The 25,017-nt window shown below is 58.8% G+C and carries 20 protein-coding genes; 14 read left to right on the forward strand and 6 right to left on the reverse strand.

The features are described 5' to 3' along the window. Positions 1-63: 63 nt before the first annotated feature. The 4 genes from EV586_RS04770 (at position 64) to EV586_RS04785 (ending at position 3,350) form a co-directional block, all read left to right on the forward strand. Positions 64-492 (forward strand): YwiB family protein, encoded by a 429-nt coding sequence (locus tag EV586_RS04770; protein WP_132943940.1) that lies wholly within the window; start codon positions 64-66, stop codon positions 490-492. A 44-nt stretch (positions 493-536) separates the two neighbouring features. Beyond that, the gene (locus EV586_RS04775; RefSeq protein ID WP_481937751.1) at positions 537-698 is read left to right on the forward strand and encodes a XapX domain-containing protein; all 162 of its coding nucleotides are present in this window, start codon (positions 537-539) and stop codon (positions 696-698) included. A 267-nt stretch (positions 699-965) separates the two neighbouring features. Further along, a complete protein-coding gene (locus tag EV586_RS04780; RefSeq protein ID WP_347812665.1) occupies positions 966-2,540 on the forward strand; it encodes a methyl-accepting chemotaxis protein in 1,575 nt (524 codons plus the stop codon). A gap of 117 nt (positions 2,541-2,657) precedes the next feature. Further along, positions 2,658-3,350, forward strand: a complete 693-nt coding sequence (locus tag EV586_RS04785; protein WP_132943942.1) for a hypothetical protein — start codon at positions 2,658-2,660, stop codon at positions 3,348-3,350. 50 nt (positions 3,351-3,400) lie between these two features. Here EV586_RS04785 and EV586_RS04790 read toward each other — a convergent pair whose 3' ends face one another. The 6 genes from EV586_RS04790 to EV586_RS04815 form a co-directional block, all read right to left on the reverse strand. Beyond that, complete coding sequence (locus EV586_RS04790; protein WP_132943943.1) at positions 3,401-4,957, reverse strand: M4 family metallopeptidase; 1,557 nt, start codon at positions 4,955-4,957, stop codon at positions 3,401-3,403. An 86-nt stretch (positions 4,958-5,043) separates the two neighbouring features. Next, complete coding sequence (locus EV586_RS04795; protein ID WP_132943944.1) at positions 5,044-6,588, reverse strand: M4 family metallopeptidase; 1,545 nt, start codon at positions 6,586-6,588, stop codon at positions 5,044-5,046. Positions 6,589-6,735: 147 nt separating this feature from the next. Continuing rightward, entirely contained in the window at positions 6,736-8,274 is a 1,539-nt protein-coding gene (locus tag EV586_RS04800) for a M4 family metallopeptidase (RefSeq protein ID WP_132943945.1), read from the reverse strand. A gap of 191 nt (positions 8,275-8,465) precedes the next feature. Further along, positions 8,466-10,037 (reverse strand): M4 family metallopeptidase, encoded by a 1,572-nt coding sequence (locus tag EV586_RS04805; RefSeq protein ID WP_132943946.1) that lies wholly within the window; start codon positions 10,035-10,037, stop codon positions 8,466-8,468. Positions 10,038-10,061: 24 nt separating this feature from the next. After that, positions 10,062-11,597, reverse strand: a complete 1,536-nt coding sequence (locus EV586_RS04810; RefSeq protein ID WP_132943947.1) for a M4 family metallopeptidase — start codon at positions 11,595-11,597, stop codon at positions 10,062-10,064. 185 nt (positions 11,598-11,782) lie between these two features. Continuing rightward, complete coding sequence (locus EV586_RS04815) at positions 11,783-13,321, reverse strand: M4 family metallopeptidase (RefSeq protein WP_132943948.1); 1,539 nt, start codon at positions 13,319-13,321, stop codon at positions 11,783-11,785. 432 nt (positions 13,322-13,753) lie between these two features. Between EV586_RS04815 and EV586_RS04820 the strand changes: the two genes are divergently transcribed. The 10 genes from EV586_RS04820 (at position 13,754) to EV586_RS04865 (ending at position 24,989) form a co-directional block, all read left to right on the forward strand. Beyond that, entirely contained in the window at positions 13,754-13,984 is a 231-nt protein-coding gene (locus EV586_RS04820; protein ID WP_132943949.1) for a small, acid-soluble spore protein, alpha/beta type, read from the forward strand. A 47-nt stretch (positions 13,985-14,031) separates the two neighbouring features. Beyond that, positions 14,032-14,484, forward strand: coding sequence for a GNAT family N-acetyltransferase (locus EV586_RS04825; protein ID WP_132943950.1), 453 nt, complete (start codon positions 14,032-14,034; stop codon positions 14,482-14,484). A gap of 95 nt (positions 14,485-14,579) precedes the next feature. Next, positions 14,580-16,010, forward strand: a complete 1,431-nt coding sequence (locus tag EV586_RS04830; RefSeq protein WP_243652937.1) for a sigma-54 interaction domain-containing protein — start codon at positions 14,580-14,582, stop codon at positions 16,008-16,010. Positions 16,011-16,185: 175 nt separating this feature from the next. Next, complete coding sequence (gene kdd / locus EV586_RS04835) at positions 16,186-17,226, forward strand: L-erythro-3,5-diaminohexanoate dehydrogenase (protein WP_132943951.1); 1,041 nt, start codon at positions 16,186-16,188, stop codon at positions 17,224-17,226. A gap of 16 nt (positions 17,227-17,242) precedes the next feature. Next, positions 17,243-18,583: a lysine 2,3-aminomutase gene (gene kamA / locus EV586_RS04840; protein ID WP_132943952.1), complete on the forward strand. Its 1,341-nt coding sequence runs from the start codon at positions 17,243-17,245 to the stop codon at positions 18,581-18,583. 5 nt (positions 18,584-18,588) lie between these two features. Continuing rightward, entirely contained in the window at positions 18,589-19,617 is a 1,029-nt protein-coding gene (gene kamB / locus EV586_RS04845; RefSeq protein ID WP_132943953.1) for a lysine 5,6-aminomutase reactivase subunit KamB, read from the forward strand. A gap of 6 nt (positions 19,618-19,623) precedes the next feature. Then, on the forward strand, positions 19,624-21,345 hold the full coding sequence (gene kamC / locus EV586_RS04850) for a lysine 5,6-aminomutase reactivase ATPase KamC (protein WP_132943954.1): 1,722 nt from the start codon (positions 19,624-19,626) through the stop codon (positions 21,343-21,345). Further along, on the forward strand, positions 21,342-22,913 hold the full coding sequence (kamD, locus tag EV586_RS04855) for a lysine 5,6-aminomutase subunit alpha (protein ID WP_132943955.1): 1,572 nt from the start codon (positions 21,342-21,344) through the stop codon (positions 22,911-22,913). The genes kamC and kamD overlap by 4 nt, the downstream gene beginning before the upstream one ends. Then, positions 22,910-23,686 (forward strand): lysine 5,6-aminomutase subunit beta, encoded by a 777-nt coding sequence (kamE, locus tag EV586_RS04860; protein WP_132943956.1) that lies wholly within the window; start codon positions 22,910-22,912, stop codon positions 23,684-23,686. Before kamD ends, kamE begins: the two co-directional genes overlap by 4 nt. 106 nt (positions 23,687-23,792) lie before the next feature. Then, on the forward strand, positions 23,793-24,989 hold the full coding sequence (locus tag EV586_RS04865; RefSeq protein WP_132943957.1) for a DUF2515 family protein: 1,197 nt from the start codon (positions 23,793-23,795) through the stop codon (positions 24,987-24,989). The last annotated feature ends 28 nt before the right edge of the window (positions 24,990-25,017 follow it).

The raw sequence follows: 25,017 nt of genomic DNA on the forward strand, positions 1-25,017 counted from the left end.
GGGGAAAGCAACTCCATGCGTGAGCGGAGTTGCTTTTGTCCACCTTTAAGGAGAGATGGGTAGATGGAAGGGACGGTTCGCGTCAACGTCTGGTCCCGGCAGCGGCAGCAGAACGGAGAGCGGCAAACGTTTCAAACGGAGGCGGAAGGCAAGCTGGTGGTCAAAGGTGAGGCGATCTACATCGCCTACCGGGAAAGCGATGAGTCCGGGCTGGGCTCAACTTTGACCACGATCCGCCTGCAGGGGCAGGAGCTGACCCTGATCCGCCAAGGCGAGACCAACATGCGCCAAGTGCTGGTCAAAGGCAAAGAGCAGCGCGGCTCCTACAACACGCCCTACGGACCGTTCGAACTGGTCACTCGCACCTCCATGCTGATGCTGAACGTAAACGAAAGTGGCGGCCGGATCGAAGCCGTCTACAACCTCCGACTCGCCGGAGAGAAATGCCGCATGGAGCTGGTCGTCGAGATTGCCCCGCTCGTGACGGCCTGATGCCGTTTGGCATAGGGAACATTGGGAAAGGATGTGTCCATCGGATGGACCTGAAAGTATTGATTCTCTCGCTCATCACCGGGATCGTCGTCGGCGTGCTCTTCACGCTGATGCGCCTCCCCCTCCCTGCCCCGCCCGTCCTGTCGGGGATTCTCGGCATCGTCGGGATCTGGCTGGGAGCCAAGATCGTAGAGTTTTTCCGATAACAGCGTCAGCATGAGAACGACGTTCCTGCCTGGGGAGGCAAGAACGTCGTTTTCGTCGTTTAAGCAGGAGTAAAGTGATCGATGCCGAAAAATGATATTGAATAAAATAAATGGTTAAAGTGGAGGTAGAAATTGGTAAACGCGATTCGGTTCAAACTCTCTACAAAACTTGCCCTTACGTATTTGCTGATTATTGTGCTGTTCGCTTTCTCCGGATTCATCAGTTATGGTGCGCTGACATCTGTTTTGCAAAAAAGCGATGCGATTGTGCTTGATGCAATTCCGATTGGCGATGCGGCTCTCAACATGTTGACCGACTTAGTCAATCAAGATACTGCCGTGCGCGGCTATCTGTTGACCGGAGATGATAGCTATCTGGCTCCTTATCGTCTTGGCAAGGAACAGTTGGATAAAAATCTGGCCATGATCCGCGAACTGGAAGCCGGACATCCGATCATGAAGGATCTGGTGGAAAATCAGGCCAATCCTGAGATTGTGAAGCTGCGGGACTATTTTGAAAGTCAAATCAAGCTGGTGCAAGCGGGCAAGATCGCAGAGGCCCGTCTCAACGTTGGCAAAGGAAAAGAAGCGATGGACGCGTTTCGCGCGGTGAACGTGAAGATCCAAGCGGATGTCGACAAACTGACGAACGATGCTTGGCAGGCGGCGAAAAAGGAAGAAGATAATGCGAAGCTGGCGATCATTGGCTTTGGTACCGTGTCGCTGCTTGTCGCCGTGTTTTCGGCCGTCTATTTGGCGCGGACGATTGTGCGCCCGATTCGTCAGATCAACCTGCAAATGCGTGAGATTGCAGAAGGCGAAGGGGATCTGACCCAAGAGCTGAAGATAAAGTCGAAGGATGAGATCGGCGACCTCTCCAAGACGTTTAATGCGATGCTGCATAATTTGCGGTCGATGATCCAACAAGTGGGACTGAGTGCTGATCAAGTGGCAGCATCTTCGGAGCAGTTGACCGCGAGCGCGCAACAGGCAGGCTCCGGCACCGATCAGATCGCTGCGACGATGCAGGAAGTGGCCATCGGTTCGGAACGACAGATGCAAAGTGTAGTGGAAGTTGTGCAGGCATCGAACGATATGTCCCAAGGCGTTGCCACCATCGCTGCGAGTGCCCGGCAGGTGTCCGGAACTGCAGGTCTCGCATCGGAGGCAGCGAGTCAGGGGGCGGGCGCGATTCAAACGGCTGTCGAGCAAATGCAGTCGATTCATCAAACGGTACAGGATCTGCAAAATTCGGTGCATATCCTGTCGGACCGCTCCGTTGATATCGGGCAGATCGTGGAGGTGATCACCGGGATCTCGGCACAGACGAATCTGCTGGCGCTCAACGCTGCGATTGAAGCGGCAAGAGCGGGTGAACAAGGGAAAGGGTTTGCCGTTGTTGCTGATGAAGTGCGGAAGCTGGCCGAACAGTCTGCCGTTTCCGCTCAGCAGATTACAGAACTGATCGCGAACATTCAGGCCGAGACGAGACGAACTGCGAAATCGACAGAGGTTGCCGCGCAAGAAGTCGTGACGGGCATCGAGAATGTGACCGTGGCGGGGAACGCATTTGCAGGCATCCGCAACTCGGTTCAAGACATGTCCGTGCAGATTGAAGCGGTCTCCCAAACGGCCCAGCAGATCGCAGTCCGCACAGAGAACGTCGTGGAGATGGTGGAGAACATCGCCGCGGTTACGGAAGAAACGGCATCTGGGACGCAAAATGTTTCAGCATCTGTTGAAGAACAAGTTGCTTCGATGGAGGAAATCAGCCAGTCCGCAACGTCGCTCACCGAAATGGCGGCTGAACTGCAGGCATTGGTAGGCAAGTTTAAAGTCTAGGTGAACAGACCCGCACAGGGATACACAGGAAGGCAGCGATCAGACGCTGCCTTCTTTCTGTTGGGCGCATTGGGGATGCGGGCTTGTGCCACACTAGCCAAAAGCGAGGTGTTGGCCGTGAAAAGATGGTTGGCTGCCGGAGTGGCGGCGGCGCTTTTGTTCTGTGGCAGTGCGGGGCTGGCGGCAGAGGCGGGAACGGGCACGGTGCTGCCCGTTTCCTACCGGGCGCTGGTCAACCGGCAGGAAGTGCTGGAGATCGGCCAGGAGCAGCTGAAGCAGGTCTATCAGCGGAAAAAGTTTGACGAAGGACAGGTCGTGCTGTTCGCGCGGCCGAGCGAGCAGGATGATTATCTGTATGCCGCCTGGCAGCGGGAGGGCAAGCTTTACGACCTCGGGGCGGTGGGGACGCTGCCGTTTGCGGAGGAAGCGTTCGTGCACCGCCACGAACTGAACGGGCGCACCGTGCTGCGGATCGACGGCGTCTATGCGGCGAAAGCGCCGCAGTCCAATTATTATGTGCTCGACGGGGCAAAGGTCAAGCCGTTCCTGCGCGTCGACGGGCACGCGGTGGAGTCCGATCTGGACCGCGACGGCAAAAAGGAGATCATCACCACCCTCGGGCTGCGCGGTTTGTCCAAGATCTACCGGGAGCTGCCGGACGGCAGCTTCGAGGTCGCCGATATCAACCAGGCCACCGGGGCGCAGGAAGTCGCGTTTCAGATGGAAGATGACCTGTTCATCGCCAAGTATGAAGGCGGCGTGACGAAAAAGTTTTACTACCGGAAAGACGGGCTGCATGAAGAGAAATAGCAGAACCCCCTGTCGAGACGACAGGGGGTTCTGCATAGCCCGTTGGCCGTTTAGTAGACGCCGACGCTGTCCCAGGCGTTGGTCAGAGCGGTGACATAGGAAGAGGGGGCACCGTAGAGCGCTTTGGCGCTTTCAATGGTGGCCATGCGCATCATCGAGAAGTTCGGCGACGAGGTCAGGTAGTTGCGGATGGCGTTGTACCAGACTTTCCCGGCGATGGAGCGGGAACCGATCGCGACGGAGAAGTTGTAGAACGCTTTGCTGGGGATGCCGGAGAGCGTGTAGCGGTTATAGGAGGAGTTGTACTGGTTCATGTGCCCGACATCCGGGTTCTGCAGGGAGCGGATGTAATCCCCGGGCACGCCCGGCGTGTAGATGTCTTCCCCGATCGTCCAGTCCTTGGAGTCCATCACGGCTGCGAACGAATCGCTGATCGACTCCATCAAGGCATCGGTCTGGATGTTGACCAGATAGGTCGGGTTGAGCATCGCTTCGACGACGCCGTGCGTCAACTCGTGCCCGGTGACATCATAGCCGCCGGACAGCGGCAGCATCGTGGTGCCGTCCCCTTCGCCATAGACCATGCGCGTCCCGTCCCAGAAGGCGTTGTTGTAGCGCACCGAATAGCGAACCGCGCCGTAGAACCCGGTGCCTCGGCCGTCGATCGAGTTGCGGTTGAAGGTCGAATAGTAATAATCGTACACTCTGCCCATGTAATAGTGAGCATCGACCGCCGAGCGCTGGGTGCTGGCATTCCAGATGTTATCCGGATCGGTGGCGTAAGAGAGCGGTCCTACGCCGTTGCGGAAGTCATACGTCTCGATGGTGCCGCAAGTGGTCTGGAACATCGCTTTCGTGCGGTCTTCCAGGTAGTAAGTGCCGCTTTTGTAGGTGGTGTTGATCGACTTGGTGTCGCCGAGCACGCCAACTCCGGTGCCGACGGCCGGCGTTCCGGGCGAACAGGTCAGGAAATGCAGCTCGTTGTTGGCTTGGACGATCGAACCGTCTGCGGCCGAGACGAAAATCTGCCAGTTGCCCGCCTGCCCGGACTCATCGAGGTAAGCCACGTTCACGAGGTGGGAGAGGACGGCCGTTTTCCCTTGCGGATAGTAGAGGAGCTTGGCTGTTGCCGGGCGGCTCAGTTCGCCGCGGAAGCCGGTGTGGGCCACCGCTTTTTGGATGGCTGCTTCCGCGGTGACCAGAGCGGTGCCCGTGTCGGGCTTGAGCTGTTTGTAGTCGCCGGTGATGCTCTGCACGCGGCCGTCCGTCTCATGGACGATCATCTGCGCGCCGTAGACGGGGAGTCCGTGAATGGACTGGTCGAGCTTGGTGTGCGTGATGCCGAGCTCGTCTTGCCACGAGCTGTTCAAGCTGAAATTGCCTTGCGCCTGCGTGAAGCCATAGGTCGTCTTGACCTTCTCCAGCGCCTGCAAAGCGCGCGCTTCCGCCGTCTTGCCTTCGACTTTGCCCAGCCCGCCGAGCACGGTGTGCCTTTTGCCCTGCTCGTCTTGGAGCAGGGTCTGGGGGCTGGCAGCGCCGCTGACGCTGACCGCAAACAGCGACGCGGTGACTGAGCACATCACTAACGTTGTCAGTTTTTTCTGCATATTCAATACCTCCCTTTCTGATATATTTACATTTTAACTCAAAGTAAAAAGCCCTTGCAACCGAAGTTGCAAGGGCTTGAGAGATCTTAGTATACGCCAACAGCGGACCAAGCGTTCGTCAGAGCGGAGTAGTAGGAGGAGCCGGAACCGTACAGAGCAGCAGTAGCTTGCAGGGTTGCAGCGCGCGCGCCGGAGAAGTTGGTGGAGCTGGTCATGTAGTCGCGGGAAGCGGTGTACCAGATCTTAGCCGCGATGGAACGGGAACCGATTGCAGTTGCGAAGTTATAGAACGCTTTGTTCGGGATACCGGAGTTGGTGTGAACGCCGCCCCAGTCGCCTGCGGAAGTGTTCGGCAGGACTTTGAATTGGCTCATGTGCGCCGGGTCGCCGTATGCTTCCGGGTCGGACATCGAGCGGAAACCAACGTAACCGTAAGCCGGGAGCGTGAGGTCTTCACCCATCAGCCAGTTGTTGCCTTCGATCGCAGCACCCATCGCGTCGGACCAGGACTCGTTCAGAGCGCCAGGCTGCAGTTCATAGACCAGGTTGGAGGTGTACTCGGTTACGCCGTGGGTCAATTCGTGCGCGATGACGTCGAGGCCAGCGGAGAATGCGCGGAAGTTCTTGCCGTCGCCGTCGCCGTATACCATGTAGGTGCCGTTCCAGAACGCGTTGTTGTAGTTGCGGCTGTAGTGAACGAGCGACTCGATGTTCATGCCGTTGCCGTTGATGGAGTTGCGCGATACGTTGTTTTTGTACCAGTCATAGACAACGCCTGCATAGTAGTGAGCGTCAACAGCTGCACGATGCGTGGTAGCATTCCAGTTGTTGTCAGCGTCGGTAAAGTTGGAGATCAGGTTCGTGCCGTTTTTCATGTCGCGGGTGCGGATCATCCCGGTCATTGCCTTGGTGGTGTCTTCCAGGTAGTAGCTGCCGGAGCGCAGGGTGGTGTTGATCGTCTTGGTGTCGCCCAGTACGCCGATCCCGGTGCCAGCCACGCCTTCAACTTGGTTGACCGCGTGTACGATCGAACCGTCTACCGCGTCAACGAAGATGGTCCATTTGCCCGGAATGTCGCCGAGGTAGTTCACGCCGACTTGGTAGGACAGAACTGCTTTGTCGCCGACCGGGTAGTAGACCAGCTCAGCGTTTGCCGCTTGGGACAGTTCGCCGGTGAAGCCGGTGTGTGCGATTGCTTTATCGATAGCTGCGGTTGCAGATACTTTTTCTTTCTTAGCGTTGGCTTTCAGGTTCTTGAAGTCACCGGTTACGCCTTGTACGTCGCCGTTCGCTTCATGAACGATCACTTGCTGGCCGAATACTTTCACGCCGTCGATCATTTGGTCCATACGAGTATGGGTAGTGCCGTTTTCGTCTTTGTGGGCTTTCTTCACTTTGAAGTTGTCCTTCGCGGATGCGAAGCCGAAGTTGCCTTTTACTTTGTCCAGCGCGTTGAATGCGCGCTCATCAGAAGTTGCGCCGGTCACTTTGCCCAGCTTGCCCACAACGTTGTGGACTGCGCCTTTCTCGTCTTTCAGGACTTTCGTGTCGTTAGCAGCGCCAGCGTTCATGGTGAACGCGGTTGCTGCGACCGAAGTCAGTACCAGCGTTGCGATCAGCTTTTTGTTCATTTTTAATGACCCCCAGTTTCTTTTGTGTATATTTTTATAAAGTTTATCTTGCTGGCTTAATAATACGACAACGGTGAATAGTCTGTCAATATGATTTGTCAGATTTGTGACAAATAAAAGCCCCCTTTTGTAAAGGGGGCTTTATGATTAGTTGATGCCAACTGCGCTCCAAGCGCTTTTCAGTTGCGTGTAGTAGGAGGAGCCGGAGCCGTACAGAGCCGCACAAGCGGACAGCGTGGCTGCACGCGCGCCGGAGAAATTGGTGGAGCTGGTCATGTAGTCGCGAGATGCGGTGTACCAGATCTTGCCCGCGATGGTGCGGGAGCCAATTGCCGTCGCGAAGTTGTAGAACGCTTTGTTCGGAATACCGGAGTTGGTGTGAACGCCGCCGTTGTCGGAAGAGGTGTTCACGTATTGGTTCATGTGCGCCGGTTGGCCGTAAGCAGCCGGGTTGGACATGGAACGCAGCGCGTCACCAGAGATGCCCGGGGTATAGACCGCTTCACCGATCAGCCAGTTCGAGGAATCCATGACGGATGCCATCGCATCCGACCAGGACTCGTTCAGTGCGCCGGATTGGTAGGAGTAGATCAGGCCGGAGGTGTATTCGGTTACAGCGTGAGTCAGTTCGTGTGCAACAACGTCGTAGGAACCGGACAGAGCGATGAAGGTCGAGCCGTCGCCATCGCCGTATACCATTTGCGTGCCTTCCCAGAACGCGTTGTTGTAACGGGAGCTGTAGTTGACGCCGGAGATGATCGTCTTGCCGTTGCCGTCATAGGAGTTGCGGCCGAGTTGGCTGTAGTAGTAGTCGTAGACTTTGCCCGCGTAGTAGTGAGCGTCAACGCCTGCACGCTGGTTGCTCGCGTTGTAGTTGTTGTCCGCATCGGTCATGTAGTACTGCGAGGACGTGCCGTTGTTGAAGGTGTAGGTGTTGATGGTGGAACCTTTTTGGGTGTACATGTACTTGGAGCGGTCTTCCAGGTAGTAGGAGCCGGATTTCAGGGTCGTATTGATGGTTTTAACGTCACCCAGAACGCCGGTGCCGGTGCCTGCGTGCACTTGGTTGACAGCATCGAGGATCGAGCCGTCCACTGCGCTTACGAATACGGTCCAGTTGCCCGGAGCTTCATTGATGTAGTTGACGTTGACTTTGTATGCCAGAGCTGCTTTGTCGCCTTGCGGGAAGTACGTCAGCTCAGCGTTGGACGGGCGGGACAGTTCGCCGGTGTAGCCGGTCTTTGCAACTGCTGCTTTTACAGCTGCTGCATCGGAGATGGAAGCGGTGGAAGCGTCCGGAGTCAGCGCTGCGAAGCCGCCGGTCACGCCTTCCACGTCACCGTTTGCTTCATGCACGATCATTTGCTGGCCGAACACTTCGATGCCGTTGATCGTCTGGTTCAGCTTGGTGTGGGTGGTACCGTTTTCGTCTTTGTGCGCCTGCTTGTATTTGAAGTTGCCTTTTGCTTTGCCAAAGCCGTAGTCGCCTTTGACTTTGTCGAGTGCGTTGAATGCGCGCTCTTCAGCCGTAGCGCCGGACACTTTGCCCAGCTTGCCGGAGACGGTGTGGACTTTGCCTTTTTCGTCCTTGATGACGTTTTTCTCTGCAGCCGCGCCTGCGTTCACCGCGAAAGCGGTTGCTGCGACAGTCGTCAGCACCAGAGTTGCGATCAGTTTTTTGTTCATTTTCAATGACCCCCGTATCTAGTTTATTTTTGGGTTACAAAAGGGGAAGTAACCCTGATGTTATGATAAGCCAAGAAAGAAGATTCAGTCAATAGTATTTTAGATATTGTTTTTGTTTTATAGAAATAAATCATGAAAATCTGATTTAATGAAAAAGCCCCTGGCCACTGTGGCAAGGGGCTTTCCGATGTTTAGTTGACACCTACCGCTGTCCACGCATTTTTCAGCGCGGTGTAGTAGGAGGAGCTGGAGCCGTAGAGCGCCGCCGTCGCCTGCAGAGTCGCCGCGCGCGCGCCGGAGAAGTTGGTGCGCGAGGTCATGTAGTCGCGGGACGCGGTGTACCAGATCTTGCCTGCGATCGAGCGGGAGCCGATCGCCGTCGCGAAGTTGTAGAACGCTTTGTTCGGGATGCCGGAGTTGGTGTGCACACCGCCGTTGTCGCTGGTGGTGTTCACATATTTGCTCATGTGATCCGGATCGCCGTATGCGCCGGGGTCGGACATCGAGCGGAACGCTTTCGCGCCGTAGCCGGGCAGGGTGATGTCTTCGCCGAGCAGCCAGTCGCCGGAGTCGAGCACCGCACCGATCGCATCCGACCAGGACTCGTTGAGCGCGCCGGACTGGTTTTGGTAGACCAGCTTGGAGGTGTAGTCGGTCACTCCGTGGGTCAGTTCGTGCGCGACGACGTCGAGAGCGCCGGAGAACGCTTTGAAGTTGGTGCCGTCCCCGTCGCCGTACGTCATCTGGCGGCCGTCCCAGAAGGCGTTGTTGTAGCGGGTCGCGTAGCGCACGCCCGATTTGATCGCCATGCCGCTGCCGTTGATCGAGTTGCGGCCGAGCTGGCTGTAATAGTAGTCGTACGTCGCGCCCGCATAGTAGTGCGCGTCAACGCCGGCGCGCTGGGCGGCCGCGTCAAAGTTGTTGTCGGCGTCGGTGATCGCATATTGCGACGAGGTGCCGTTGCGGTAGTCGAGGGTGGTGATCTTCGATCCGTTGGTTTGGTACATGTACTTGGTGGTGTCCTCCAGCACATAGGAACCGTTCACCAGCGAGGTGTTGATCGTTTTGCGGTCGCCGTTGACGCCCGTGCCGGTGCCGGTCGCCGTCGTGCCGGTGCCCGGCTGGGCGAAGTCGATCGCGTTGATCGCGTCGACGACGTTTCCGGTGACCGCGTCGATGAAGATCTGCCAGTTGCCGGCCGCTTCCGGCGAGACGTAGTGGACGTTGATCTGATAGGAGAGCACCGCTTTGCCGTCTTGCGGATAGTAGACCAGCTCGGCGGTCGGCGCTTCCGACAGTTCGCCGGTGTAGCCGGTGTGGGCAATCGCGCCTTGTACCGCGTCTTTCGCTTTGACTGACGCTTTGGATGCGCCTTTGCTGAGTGGCTCGAACGTGCCGCTCACGCCTTGCAGAGCGCCGTCCGCTTCATGCACGATCAGTTGCTCGCCGAAGACGGGGATGCCGTCGATCACGCGGTCGAGCTTGGTGTGCGCAGTGCCGTTTTCGTCTTTGTGAGATTTCTTGATTTTAAAATTCTTGTCGGCTTTGTCGAAACCGAAGTCAGCTTTGACTTTCTCAAGCGCTGCAAACGCACGGGTTTCCGGCGTGTTGCCGCTGATTTTGCCCAGGGAGCCGGCCACGGTGTGGACAGCGCCCGTTTCGTCTTTCAGCACTTGCTTGTCGTTGGCCGCGCCTGCCTGCAGCGTGAAAGCGGACGCGACCAGCGAGGTCAGGACCAGTGTGGCCGTCAGTTTTTTGTTCATCGCGAAATCCCCCTTAGATCGAGATTAGATGCCGACCGCCGTCCACGCGTTTTGCAGCGCGGAGTAGTAGGAAGAGCCTGTGCCGTACAGAGCTGCGCAAGCGGACAGCGTTGCTGCGCGCGCGCCGGAGAAGTTGGTGCTCGACGTCATGTAGTCACGGGACGCGATGTACCAGATCTTGCCTGCGATGTCGCGGGAGCCGATCGCCGTCGCGAAGTTGTAGAACGCTTTGTTCGGGATGCCGGAGTTGGTGTGCACACCGCCGTTGTCAGCCGAGGTGTTGACATACTGGCTCATGTGCGCCGGGTCGCCGTAGGCGCCCGGATCGGACATCGAGCGGAACGCCGCTTTGCCGTAGCCCGGCAGGACGATGTCTTCGCCGAGCAGCCAGTTGCGGCCTTCGATGACGGCGCCCATCGCGTCCGACCAGGACTCGTTGAGTGCACCCGATTGGTTTTGATAGACGAGGCCAGAGGTGTATTCGGTCACGCCGTGGGTCAGTTCGTGCGCGATGACGTCGAGCGCGCCGGAGAAGGCGCGGAAGTTTTTTCCGTCGCCGTCCCCGTAGGTCATCGAGGAACCGTTCCAGTAGGCGTTGTTGTAGCCGTTTTGGTAATTGACGTAGGAGAGCAGGGTTTTGCCGGTGCCGTCATATGAGTTTCGGCCGAGCAGGTTGTAGTAGTAGTCGTACACATACCCCGCATAGTAGTGCGCGTCAACGCCGGCGCGCTGGTTAGAAGCGTCCCACACATTGTCGGTATCGGTCATGTTATAAGAGAGCAGCCAGCCGTTTTTGTACGTCTTGGTCTGAATCAGGCCGGTCATCGCCGTTTTGCTGCGGTCTTCCAGGTAATAGGTGCCGCTGCGCAGTGTGGTCTGGATCGTTTTGGTGTCGCCGAGGACGCCCGTGCCGGTGCCGGCGACATGCTCGATCTGGTTGAAGGAGTTGACGATCTCGCCGGTGGCCGCGTCGACAAACACCGACCAGCGGCCAGGCGCTTCGCCAAGGTAGTTGACGCTGACTTTGTAGGTCAGCACCGCTGCGCTGCCTTGGGCGACATAGACCAGCTCGGTCTTCGCCGGTTCGGACAGCTCGCCTTGGTAGCCGGTGTGCGCGACCGCTTTGTCGATCGCTGCGCTTTCTTTCAGGACCGCTTTGGACGCTTTCGGCGCCAGGTCTTTGAAGGAGCCGGTGATGCCTTGGACGTCGCCGTTCGCTTCGTGGACGATCATCTCAGCGCCGAAGACCGGGATGCCGCCGATGACTTGGTCGAGCTTGGTGTGGGTGGTGCCGCTTTCATCTTTATGGGATTTCTTAGCCTTGAAATTGCCTTGGGCTTTGTCAAAGCCATATACGTCTTTCGCTTTGTCGAGCGCGTTCAGGGCGCGAGCTTCAGGAGTAGTGCCTTCAACTTTGCCGAGCTTGCCGACAACGTTGTGCACTTGGCCCTTTTCGTCCTTCAAGACTTGTTTGTCGTTGGCTGCACCTGCCGACGACATGGCAAATGCGGACGCAAGCACCGATGTCATCACCATAGTTGCGATCAGCTTTTTGTTCATTGTTGAATGACCCCTCTCTAATTTTAGAATATTTAGAACCTTATAACAGTTCTTGTTGTAAGTGTATCGACTTTGAGTAACAGCGTCAACTAATTTTACAAATTTATCATTAAATACTATTCGACAGCTCTTATAATATGTAAAAAAACCCCTGACAGGTGTCAGGGGTTTTTGCAGGTTGCCGATTAGTTTACGCCTACGTTGCTCCAAGCGGTTTGCAGAGCGGTGTAGTAGGAAGAAGTGGAACCGTACAGCGCTGCAGTTGCTTGCAGGGTTGCTGCGCGAGCGCCTGCGAAGTTGGTGCTGGAAGTCATGTAGTCGCGGGAAGCGGTGTACCAGATCTTACCTGCGATGGTGCGGGAACCGATTGCAGTTGCGAAGTTGTAGAACGCTTTGTTCGGGATCCCGGAGTTGGTGTGAACGCCGCCGTTGTCGGAAGAAGTGTTCACGTATTGGTTCATGTGCGCCGGTTGGCCGTAAGCAGCCGGGTTGGACATGGAACGCAGTGCGTCGCCAGCTACGCCCGGGGTGTAGACCGCTTCACCGATCAGCCAGTTAGCGGAATCCATGACGGATGCCATCGCATCGGACCAGGACTCGTTCAACGCGCCGGATTGGTTGGAGTAGATCAGGCCGGAGGTGTATTCGGTTACAGCGTGGGTCAGTTCGTGTGCAACAACGTCGTAGGAGCCGGACAGAGCGATGAAGGTCGAGCCGTCACCATCGCCGTATACCATTTGCGTGCCTTCCCAGAACGCGTTGTTGTAACGGGAGCTGTAGTTGACGCCGGAGATGATGGTCTTGCCAAGGCCGTCGTAGGAGTTGCGGCCGAGTTGGCTGTAGTAGTAGTCATACACTTTGCCCGCGTAGTAGTGAGCGTCAACGCCTGCACGCTGGTTGGTCGCGTTGTAGTTGTTGTCCGCATCGGTCATGTAGTACTGGGAAGTAGTGCCGTTGTTAAAGGTGTAGGTCTTGATGGTGGAGCCTTTTTGGGTGTACATGTACTTGGTGCGGTCTTCCAGGTAGTATTGGCCGGAAGTCAGGGTGGTGTTGATGGTTTTGGTGTCACCCAGAACGCCGGTGCCGGTGCCTGCATGTACGTGGTTGGTCGCTTCGAGGATCGAGCCGTCTACCGCGCTTACGAATACGGTCCAGTTGCCCGGAGCTTCATTGATGTAGTTCACGTTGACTTTGTAAGCCAGAGCTGCTTTGTCGCCTTGCGGGAAGTACATCAGCTCAGCGTTGGACGGGCGGGACAGTTCGCCGGTGTAGCCGGTCTTTGCAACTGCTGCTTTTACAGCTGTTGCATCGGAGATGGAAGCTGCGGAAGCGTCAGCAGCCAGGGTTTCGAAACCGCCGGTTACGCCGACAACATCGCCGTTCGCTTCATGCACGATCACTTCGGAAGCGAACACCGGAATGCCGTTGATGGTTTGGGACAGCTTGGTGTGGGTGGTGCCGTTTTCATCTTTATGGGACTTCTTGAACTTGAAGTTGTCTTTCGCTTTGTTGAAGCCCAGGTCGCCTTTTACTTTGTCGAGTGCGTTGAATGCGCGCTCTTCAGCAGTTGCGCCCGATACTTTGCCCAGTTTGCCCACAACGTTGTGGACTGCGCCTTTTTCGTCTTTCAGGACTTGCTTGTCCGAAGCTGCGCCTGCGTTCACTGCGAACACGGATGCTGCTACCGAGGACAATACGAGAGTTGCCACCAGCTTTTTGTTCATTTTAAGTGACCTCCATTATGTGTTTATATTCGGACTTTTCTGTCGTCCGTGTTCTAATCTTATAGTAAATGTGAAGGGTATGTCAATATTTATTTAAGAAAATGTTGCAGGCAATTTATACTATAATTTTAACGATTAATTTCAGAAATCGGTGTATTTCGATAAAAATTGTCACATTTCGGATTTCATAAGCCTTTCTCCCTCTTTGGGCTGCCCGAAAACTGCACTTTTTTTCGACAAGAAATGATTTTTGGTAGATCGGTCTGTTTCCAGCGGTTTCAGGCAAAAATAGAAACCGTGTCCGACGAATATTTTGGGCGTTCATCGACATTTTTCGACTTTTTGTTAAATGTTAGTAATTTAGGTTAAGGGAAATATGTGATTTTGCAGGAGTGATACCATAAATTTTTTTGGAGAGGTGGTAAACACCCGTTGGATAAAAGTAAAAACTGGGACGTGAATGATCCGGAAGTGCGGCAGTTGGTCGAGGGCATGAAAATGGAATTGGCCCGCGAATACGGGATGCAGATTCCGCTCGACGGATATTGGGGCCATTGCGCATCGAAAGAGCTCGGAAAGATCGGTTCACAATTAAAAAAGCGCCTGCCGATACTCTTGGAACGCGGGAAAAAGGAAAAGAATGTGCGGAAAAAGAGGAAATAAGGTATTCTGTTGCGTAGGGTATTCACAGTAGGAATGGAGGGGACACCATGCTTCATCTCGTGGAAAGAAACCGTGACGCGTATCTGCCGCTGCTCTTGCTAGCCGACCCTTCGGAAGCGATGGTGCGCCGCTATCTGTCAGAAGGAGAGCTCTACGCCTGGCGCTCCGAAGAGGAAGAGACGATCGGCGTGCTGCATCTTCTGGAGTCGGAACCGGGCCAGATCGAGATCAAAAACATGGCCGTTCGCGAAGGCTATCAGAATCAGGGCCACGGGAAACAGCTGCTGCAGGCGGTGCTTCGCATGCTGCAGGAGCGCGAGGTGCGCGAAGTGGTCGTGCGCACCGGCAACTCGAGCATCGGAAATCTGGCGTTTTATCAGAAGCAGGGGTTTCGGATGTCCGGCATTGAGTTTGATTATTTTACAAGAACTTATGAAGATGCGATTGTGGAGCACGGCATTCCGTGCCGGGATCAGATCATTTTTAAGCGTCCGCTGTAACCAGCGGAACTTTTTTTGGGCCGAGCTGCCGGAAAATCGGCGCAAAAAGTGCCGAATTTCCGGCGGTGAGCGGACGAGGGAAGGAGGGGCTGGAGATGGAGCGCGAGGCGCGGGAGATGGTCGAGATGCTGCGGGCGATTTTGGCGTCGATCGATGAAGGGATTCATGCGGTCGACCGGGACGGCATCACCATCTATTACAACGATGCGGTGGCGCGGCTGGACGGACTCGACCCGCAGGAAGTGATCGGGAAGCACATCCTGGAGGTGTTTCCGTCGCTCAACAACGGGACGTCCACCTTGCTCAAGGTGATCGAGACGGGCGAGCGGATTCCCGACCTGCCACAGATGTACACCAACTACCGCGGTTACAAGGTGCACACGGTGAACACGACGCTGCCGATCGTCTCGGGCGGCAAGGTGATCGGAGCGCTGGAGGTGGCGAAAGACCTGACGCGGCTGAAGGAGCTGAACGAAAAGCTGATCGACCTGCAGGCGCAGGTGGTCGGGGTGGAAAAAAAGGCGCTCGGGAAGAAGAAAAGCCCGATCGAGGCGCGCTGGACGTTCGACGAGATCTTGACGCAGGACCGGTCGATGCTGCTGCTCAAAGAGCTGGGGGCGCGGGCGGCGACGACCTCGTCGCCGGTGCTGGTGTTTGGCGAGACGGGGACGGGCAAAGAGCTGTTCGTGCAGTCGATCCACAATGCGTCACCGCGGCGGCACAAGCCGTTTATCGCTCAAAACTGTGCAGCATTGCCGGCGTCGCTGCTCGAAGGGCTCTTGTTCGGGACGGTGAAAGGGTCGTTTACAGGGGCGGAGAACCGGCCGGGACTGTTCGAGCTGGCCGACGGCGGGACGCTGTTTTTGGATGAGATCAACTCGATGCCGCTCGAACTGCAGGCGAAGCTGCTGCGCGTGCTGCAGGAAGGCATCGTGCGGCGGGTCGGCGACACGAAGGTGATCGAAGTCGACGTACGGGTCTTGGCGGCGACCAACCAGAACCCGCTGCTGGCGATCGAGCAGGGCCATCTGCGCTCCGACCTGTATTATCGGCTGAACGTCGTTTCGCTGCATCTGCCCTCCTTGTCGGAGCGCCCGGATGACATCCGGCTCTTGGTGCGGCATTTTATTGACAAGTTCAACCGCAAGTTCGGACTGCAGGTGCTCGATGTGTCGCCTGAGGTGTTTGACCGCTTTCATGCCTATGGGTGGCCGGGCAACGTGCGCGAGCTGGAGCATGCTGTCGAAGGGGCGATGAACCTCGCCGACGGGCCGTATCTGCGCATGGAACACCTGCCGTGGCACATTCGCGAAGGCCATTTCGCCGCCAAGGCGGAAGGCGGCATTACTCTGCCGCACGGCGTCCGCCCCTTGCGCGAAGTGCTCGATAACGTGGAGAGCGCGCTGATCGAGCAGGCGATGCGCGAGACGGGCGGAAACATCCAACAGGCGGCAAAATTGCTGAAAGTGCCCAGGCAGACGCTGCAGTACAGGCTGCAAAAAGGGCAGAAGAAAGAGCAGGACTGACACAGGGAGTGCCGAAAATTCGGCACTTTTTCTTTTGTAAGCGGTTGCGGAAAATTGGCAGAACCTTTGGGAAACGGGGTTGGCAGTGGTTTTATAAAAGTTGGCACGATTCTTGCAATGACTAGTGAGCAACGCAACAACAGATCCAGGAAAGTGTGTAAGGAGGGGGAGCGCCATGAGACCGGGCCATCGGTACGGTTTGCATCGTGTGCTGGAGCCACAAGGCACGATGCCGCAGCCGGCATGGAAGATTGACAACAGCATGGAGCTGTATGATAACGAGATTTTGATCGATGTGGAAACGCTGAACATCGACTCTGCTTCTTTTGTACAAATCCGCGATGCGGAGGGGGGCGACCCGGTCAAGGTCGGCGCGCACATGCAGCGCATCGTCGCGGAGCGCGGCAAGCATCACAATCCGGTCACCGGCTCCGGCGGGATGCTGATCGGCACGGTGCGCCGGATCGGCGAACGCCTGCAAGGGCAGATCGACCTGCAGGAAGGCGACCGCATCGCGACCCTCGTCTCGCTGTCGCTCACTCCGCTCACGATCGAGACAATCAAACATCTTGATGTCAAAACCGGGCAGGTCGACATCGCAGGCCAGGCGATTCTCTTCGAATCGGGCCTGTATGCGAAACTCCCGTCCGACCTCCCCGACCGGATCGCGCTCGCCGTCCTCGACGTCTGCGGCGCTCCGGCGCAAACCGCCAAGCTGGTCCAAGCGGGCGACACGGTCGTCGTGCTCGGCGCCGGCGGGAAAAGCGGCACGATGGTGCTGTACCAGGCGCGCAAATCGGCCGGGCCGACCGGCAAGATCATCGCCGTCGAGTACGGCGAGGCCGGCTGCAAGCAGCTCGAAGAGCTCGGCTGGGCGGATGTGGTCTTAAACCTCGACTGCACCAAGCCGGTCGACGTGCTGGAAGCGGTCGAGAAGGCGACCGGCGGAACTTTTGCCGATTTGACGGTCAACTGCGTGAACATCCCGGGCACGGAGATGGCTTCGATCCTCTCCACGCGCGATGAAGGGACGGTCTACTTCTTCTCGATGGCGACCTCCTTCACGGCGGCGGCGCTCGGCGCAGAAGGCGTCGGCAAAGATGTGAACATGATCATCGGCAACGGCTATACGAAAGGGCATGCCGATCTCTCGCTGCAACTGGTGCGCGAGTCGGCTGCGCTGCGCGGGCTGTTTGAAACCAAATACGGGAACTAAGAGGAGGGCATTACTCATGGAACAACAAGAACGCTTGGAACGCCACCTGTACGGGAAACAAAAACGCCACTTCCGTGATGTGGAGATCTGGAAAGACGTAACGAACGATCAATGGGATGACTGGATGTGGCAGCTGACCCACACCATCAACGACCTCGAAACGCTGGAAGGCGTCGTCAACCTGACCGAAGAAGAGCGCGTCGGCATCCTGAACGTGAAGATGTCGATCCCGCTGCGCATCACGCCCTACTACGCGATGATGATGGACCCGGATGATCCGCAATGCCCGGTGCGCCTGCAGGCGGTGCCGATGTCTGATGAGATGCAGCGCTCGCCGTGGGACATGGCCGACCCGCTGCACGAAGATGAAGATGCGCCGGCGCCGGGCCTGACCCACCGCTATCCGGACCGCGTGCTGTTCCTGATCACCAACCAATGTTCGATGTACTGCCGCCACTGCACGCGCCGCCGCTTCTCCGGCCAAGTCGGCCAATCGGTGCCGCGCCAGCAGCTCGATGCGGCGATCGACTACATCGCCCGCACGCCGCAGATCCGCGACGTTCTGCTCTCCGGCGGCGACGGCCTGCTCGTCAATGACAAGATCCTCGAGTACGTCATCTCCAACCTGCGCAAGATCCCGCATGTGGAGATCATCCGCATCGGCACCCGCGCGCCGGTCGTGTTCCCGCAGCGCATCACCGACAACCTGGTGACCATGCTGAAAAAATACCATCCGGTCTGGATCAACACGCACTTCAACCATCCGGATGAACTGACCGAAGAAGCAAAAGCGGCGTGCCACAAGATCGCCGACGCGGGCATCCCGCTCGGCAACCAGACCGTTCTGATGCGCGGCGTCAACGACTGCGCGCACGTGATGAAAGACTTGATGCACCAGCTGGTGTACAACCGCGTGCGTCCGTACTACATCTACCAGTGTGACCTGTCGGAAGGCATCCAGCACTTCCGCACCACCGTCTCCAAAGGCCTCGAGATCATGGAGCAGCTGCGCGGTCACACTTCAGGCTATGCGGTGCCGACTTTCGTCGTCGACGCGCCGGGCGGCGGCGGCAAGATTCCGGTCATGCCGAACTACGTGCTCTCGCAAGGCCATGGCAAAGTGATCCTGCGCAACTTCGAAGGCGTGATCTCGGTGTACCACGAGCCGACCTACCAAGACACAGGATGCCCGCCGACCTGCAAGCACGACCACAGCACCGACAACGAGATCGGGCTGGCGCGTCTGCTCAACGACAAGCAGCTCTCCCTGGAGCCGAAGACGCTGAAGCGCCGCCGTCCGAAAGAGCAGCAGGCCGAACAGCCGGATACGAAGATCGACCTGCCGATGGCAGACTGATCGCGATGGCTTTGCAACGAGTGGACTTGGGTCGTGTCCGCCGCCTCGCGCTGGTCGGGATCGCCAAACACGCCGGCAAGACCACCGCTTTGAATGAACTGATCGGTCAGGCTTCCGTCCATGGGCGGAAGCTTGGTCTGCTCTCGATCGGTGTTGACGGAGAGCGAAACGATGCGATCATGGGGGTGCCCAAGCCCGAGGTGCGAGTCCCGGCGGGCGCCCTCGTGGCGTCTGCGGGCGATGTGCTGACCGAAGGCACGGCGTCGCTGCGCATCGTGGAGTCGACGGGCATCGGGTCGACGCTCGGCGATGTCTATCTGGCGGAAGTGCAGGAGCCGGGCACGGTGGTGCTGGCCGGCGTTCGCTATCAGGAGCAGGTGAGTCACGTTTTGACGCGGATGGAAGCGCTCGGCGCCGACCTGTGTTTTATCGACGGGGCGTTCGACCGGATGATGGCCGCCCATCCGCTGCTGACCGACGGCGTGGTGCTGGCGACCGGCGCGGTGGTGGCGAAGACGGTGCAGGAGGCGGCGCAGAAGAGCCTGTTTTTCCTGCAGCGGTTTGCACTGCCGCAAGCGGATGCCGAGTTGGCCATGCTGTATGACTTGGCTGCGGAAAAAGGGGCTTTGGCTGTGGGCGTGCTCCGTGAGGACCGGCTGGAGCCGGTGCTGCTGCGCCAGACCTCGTCGTTTACGGCCAATCCGCAGAACGATCCGCACTGGCCGGGGCAGGAGGATGTGCAGGCGCTGGCGGTGACCGGCGCGGTGACCGACCGGCTGGTGCAGATGCTGGAAGGGATGCCGCGCGGGTTCCGGCTGGTGCTGTCCGATGCGACCCACTTTTTTGTGAGCCTGCCGGTCTGGCGGAAGTTTTTGCGGCGCGGGCATAGGATCGTCGTGCGCCGCAGCGTGAACGTGCTGGGTGTTGCGGTCAATCCGTACGCGGTGCAAGGGTATCGCCTGCCGGGGCGTGAGTTGGTGGCAGCGATCCAAGCGGCGGCGGGCGGGATTCCCGTCTTTGATGTGAAGGAGTGAGTCAGGATGACCTCGCAGGCAGGCATGGCATATTGGGATGAGACGACAAAAGAGCTGCTTGGCTGGCCGGAGGTCCTGGCGATGCTCCGGCCGCTGTCCAAAGCGGGCTTGCAAGCGAAGCGCGGGATGCGGCCGTTTTTGCCCGGCGAGGAAGCGCGCTGGCAGGAGCGGATGGACGACCTGTGCGCGGTGCGGGCGGAGCTAGACGAAGCGGCGTGGGTGAAAGAGCTGTCCGACGAGCTGCGGGCGGTGCCGGAGATCGGCGCGCTGCTGCAGCTGATCGGGCAGGGGGCGTCGTTGCGCCAAGTGGACTTTTTTGAAGTGAAGCAGTTTTTGTGGCATGGCTTTGCGGTGGAGCGGCTGCTGGCGGAGCGGGGGCTTTGCTTCCCGTGGTGGGAGCGGCTGGCCTGGGAAGAGCTCTTGCGCAAGCTGAACCCGCCGGGGGACTTGGTGCCGGGCTTTGCGCTGGCCGAGCTGTCCGGAGATGCGGAGCTGGTGCGCCTGCGCCAAGAGCTGGCGGCGCTTGAGGAAGCGCTGTTTGCGGAAAAAAAGGCCCAGGGCGACCGCCTGCGCGAACGATACGGCAGGCGGCCGGGCCAAGACGGCCAGCTCGTGTTTGACAAGCTGGACGGGGTGTTGGGCGCGGCGCGGCAGGACGGGGACTTGGTCTTGGTGCAGGAGACGATGTTCGAAGCGGTGTTTGGCGTCGCCGAGTCTGCGGTGCTGACCGAACTGCTGCAGCAGCGCGAGGCGAAGCTGACCGAGATCGAGGATCAGGAGACGGCAGCTCTGCACGCGTTGGCGGAGGAGTTTCGCCCGTACGCAAGAGCGATGGCACAGGCGCTGGAGGCGGTCGGGCGATTGGACCTGACGCTGGCGAAAGCAATGCTGGCGAAAAAGTGGGAGTATGGCCGGGCGGATTGGACGGCATCGCCAGCATTGAGCACTGGAGAAACGGATGTAGCAGAGCCCGCAAGTGACTTGCAAGGTGCCGATGCCGCTCCCGCTGCATGGCTTCTCGAAGGCGCGTTCCACCCGGTCGCCCGCTCTGCAGTCGAAGCGCGGGGCGGCGAATTTACGCGGCTGGATGTGGAACTGCAGCCAGGCGTAGGGCTGATCACCGGGCCGAACATGGGCGGCAAGACGGTGGTGCTGAAGACGCTGGGGCTGCTCCAAGCCCTCGCGCAGCACGCCATGCCCGTGCCGGCCAAGCGCTTTCGCTTCCGGCCGGTCGAGCGCATCGGCATGTCCGGCGGGGATGAGCAGAGCCTGCACAGCGGGCTGTCCTCGTTCGGCGCCGAGATGCAGCGCATCGCGGCCCTCGTCAACGGTCAAGGGCGCGCCTTGTTGCTGCTCGACGAAGTGGCCCGCACGACCAACCCGGAAGAAGGCGAAGCGCTGGCGATCGGCCTCGCGTCTTACCTGCTGTCGACAGGGCACACCGCCTTGTTCGCCTCCCACTTCCCCGGCGTGACCGAAGTGCCGGGCGTGCAGCTGTTCCGGGTCGCCGGGCTGAAGCGCGGCGTGCTCGACCAATTGGCAGAAACGAACGCGCCGGACGGTGTCTTGCACCGTCTGCACAGCGCGATGGACTATACGTTAGTGAAAAGCAGCCCCGGCGACGTTCCGAAAGACGCCGTACGGCTGGCCGAATGTTTTGGATTGCCGCAAGCGGTGCTGGATGAGACCCGTGCGGCGTTACAGCGAAAGGAGGGCCCCACAACATGAGCAAATTGTATCTCGATCAGGCCAAAGTCGCCCGGGCGCGCCAAGCGGCGTCCGACGTGGCCGATTCCCTGCAGGAATTTATCTCCGAGCGCACCACCGTCGCGGTGGAGCGCACCGTGCTGCGCCTGTACGGACTGGACGGCATCGACGCCGATTATGTGCCGCTCCCGAACGTGGTGGTCGACCACATCAAAGACGGCGGACAACTGCACCGCGGCGCGGCCCGCTTTGTGATCAACGCCGTGCTGCAAAAAGGCCTCACCGTGCAGGAAGTGGGCGAAGAGATCGCAGCAGGCACGCTCGACCTGCTCGAACTCCCGCTGCTCGAAGACGAAGTGATCCAGAAAAAAGCGTACGAGCTCGCCCAGGCAGGCATCGAAAAGATCCGTGCCAACCGCCAAAAGCGCGACCACTATCTGGAAACGATCGGCGAAGGGCGCCGTCCGTACATCTATGTCATCGTCGCGACCGGCAACATCTACGAAGACGTCGTGCAGGCGAAAGCGGCAGCCCGCCAAGGCGCCGACATCATCGCCGTCATCCGCTCGACGGGCCAGTCCTTGATCGACTATGTCCCGTACGGCGCGACGACCGAAGGCTTCGGCGGCACCTATGCGACGCAGGAGAACTTCCGCGTCATGCGGGAAGCGCTCGACGAAGTGGGCGAAGAGATCGGCCGCTACATCCGCCTCTGCAACTACTGCTCCGGCCTGTGCATGCCGGAGATCGCCGCGATGGGCGCGCTGGAGCGCCTCGATGTCATGCTGAACGACGCCCTGTACGGCATCCTCTTCCGCGACATCAACATGCAGCGCACGCTGGTCGACCAGAACTTCTCGCGGATGATCAACTCTTTTGCCGGCGTGATCATCAACACCGGCGAGGACAACTACCTGACCACCGCCGATGCGGTGGAAGCGGCACCGTCCGTGCTGGCGTCGCAGTTCATCAACGAGCAGTTGGCGCTGCGCTCCGGCCTGCCCGAAGAGCAGATGGGCCTCGGCCATGCCTTCGAGATGAGCCCGGACCTGGAGGACGGCTTCCTGCTCGAACTGGCGCAGGCGCAGATGGCGCGCGAGATCTTCCCGAAAGCGCCTTTGAAATACATGCCGCCGACCAAGCACATGACCGGCAACATCTTCAAAGGCCATGTGCAGGACACCTTGTTCAACGTCGTCGGCGCAATGACCAATCAGGGGATTCAACTGCTCGGCATGATGACCGAAGCGATCCACACCCCGCTGATTCACGACCGCCACATCGCGATCGAAGCGGCCAAATACGTTTTTTCCAACATGCGCACGCTCGGCGATGAGATCGAGTACAAACAGGACGGCAAGATCGTCCGCCGCGCCCATGAAGTGCTGGAACATGCGACCGTGATGCTGGAAGACATCCGGGAGATCGGCCTGCTCGAAACGATCTCGCGCGGCATGTTCGGCGACGTGAAGCGGACGATGACCGGGGGCAAAGGGCTGCAGGGCGTGATGATGCGGGCGGAAGACTATTTCAATCCGTTCGAAACGCTGTTGCGGGCAGAACTGGGTCTGGAGGCGATGCAGCGATGAGCGCTCAGGCAGAAAAGCGTCCGTGGGAGCACCGCGATTTCACGCAGGTGCGCCCGTACGGCGACACGTTTGATGACGGGATGATCCAGCTGTCCTTCTCGCTCCCGGTGCCGCCGGGCGAAGAAGCGGCCGAAGCGGCCCGCCAGCTCGTCGTGCAGATGGGCTTGACCGACCCCGCGGTGGTGCATCAGCATGACCTCGGCGAAGACTTCACGTTCGTCGTGCTGTACGCGAAAACGAAAGCGACGGTCGATTTTACGAAGATCAAAGTGGCGAAAGTCGATTCGCCGCGGATGAGCTTCTATGAGATCAACGACTTCATCAAAGAGCAGATCGGCCGCAAGATCACGATCATCGGCGCCTGCACCGGCACCGATGCGCATACGGTCGGGATCGACGCGATCATGAACATGAAAGGCTACAACGGGGAGTACGGCCTTGAGCGCTACCCGATGGTGGAAGCGTACAACCTCGGCTCGCAGGTGGAGAATGAAGAGATGGTGGCGAAGGCGATCGAGCTGAACGCCGACGCGATCCTCGTCTCCCAAGTCGTCACCCAAAAAGACGTTCACATTCCCAACCTCGCCCAGTTGGTCGAGCTCCTCGAAGCGGAAGGCCTGCGCAAGAAGCTGATCCTGATCTGCGGCGGTCCCCGCATCTCCCACGAGCTCGCCCTCGAACTCGGCTATGATGCCGGTTTCGGCCCCGGCACCCTCGCGCCCGACGTGGCGTCCTACGTGGTGCAAGAGATGATCCGGCGCGAGTTGAAGTAAACAGGCAGCAGAAAACCTCCCGGCGCGGGAGGTTTTTTTGTCTGGAACCGGTCTTCGCATGTGCATCATATGATAAGAGAGGGACAAGGGAGAGGAGGGAGCAAAGATGGCAAGTCTGCAAGAGCGCTGGCGTAACTTCTGGAAACGGCTGCGCGCGCGTCTGACCGGGCACTCGAATGACAAGGAAGTTCGCGAAATCCGCCGTATCCTCAGCTTGGCCCTGGAAAAAGGGAATTCCCCTGCCCCCGACCCGCTTTTGCTGACAGGCGAGGACCGCAGGCTGTACGACCGGATTAGGCGTGCGACCCGCGAGCACAATCGCAACAACATCACGCGCACGGCGGCGTATTGGGAGGTCTACAAGCGCAGGCCGGAGCTGCACTGGGCGCTGCTGGCACACATGGTGTCGCGCAATGGAGGATACTGCATGACCGACCTGCGCGGCGACTTGATCGCACGGGTGATGGAAGAGCGGGAGGCGGAGGCGTTTTTTCAGTTCCTCGAACGGGCGAACTGGCTGATCTTCGGCGACGCGTACCCGCAGCTGATGCTCTATGAAGCGAGCGTCAAAGCGGGCCGTCCGCTGTTCCACCTGCTCCCGCACTTCGGCGTCTCCCGCTTCATGCGCGTGATCTGGGAGCGATTCTTTGCGACGCACGATGCGGAGCTGTTGACGCTGGGGCTGATCATCAACGAGCAGAACTACATCGAACACCGCGTCGTGCAACATCCGAACTACAAGCCGGTGCTCGAATCGTTCGAATTCCAAGCCCAGACCTTTCTCAACCTGACCCAAGTCGCCTTTCCCTATCGCTCGCAGACCAACCGCACCGAGCTCGCCGGCTGTGTCGTCGACACGTTCCTCTCGCTGACCGAGCGCATCGACACGGGACGCCGCCTGTACGCGATCCTGTTTGGCCGGCCGGATGTGCACCAGGGCGTGATCGCCTTTGCCAAAAGCACGCCGCACACCGGGTCGCGCGCCGACTACTGGCCACATCTCTACACGGATCAAGCTCCGGCGGGCGGCACGAAACGCAAGCGCTATTACCCGCGCGTCGATGGCGCCGTGCTGCGCCCTGGCGCGAAACCGATCTACAGCCCGCGGCTGACCGATGTCTGGCCGGACGTGGCCGACCCGGAGGCGTCCGGCGGGGACGACTGGTGCCTGGTACCCGATGCGGCCGAACAGCTTTACACCGCCAAGCCGGACAGCAGCTACAAGATCACCGCCCTGTACTGCAACACCTTGCGGCTGGTCGAACGAGCGGTCGCCGCGGAAAGCTGGCTGAATAGCAAATAAAACCCGCACCGTGCACAGACCGAGGGGA

Source organism: Tumebacillus sp. BK434 (genome assembly GCF_004340785.1).
Lineage (GTDB): Bacteria > Bacillota > Bacilli > Tumebacillales > Tumebacillaceae > Tumebacillus_A.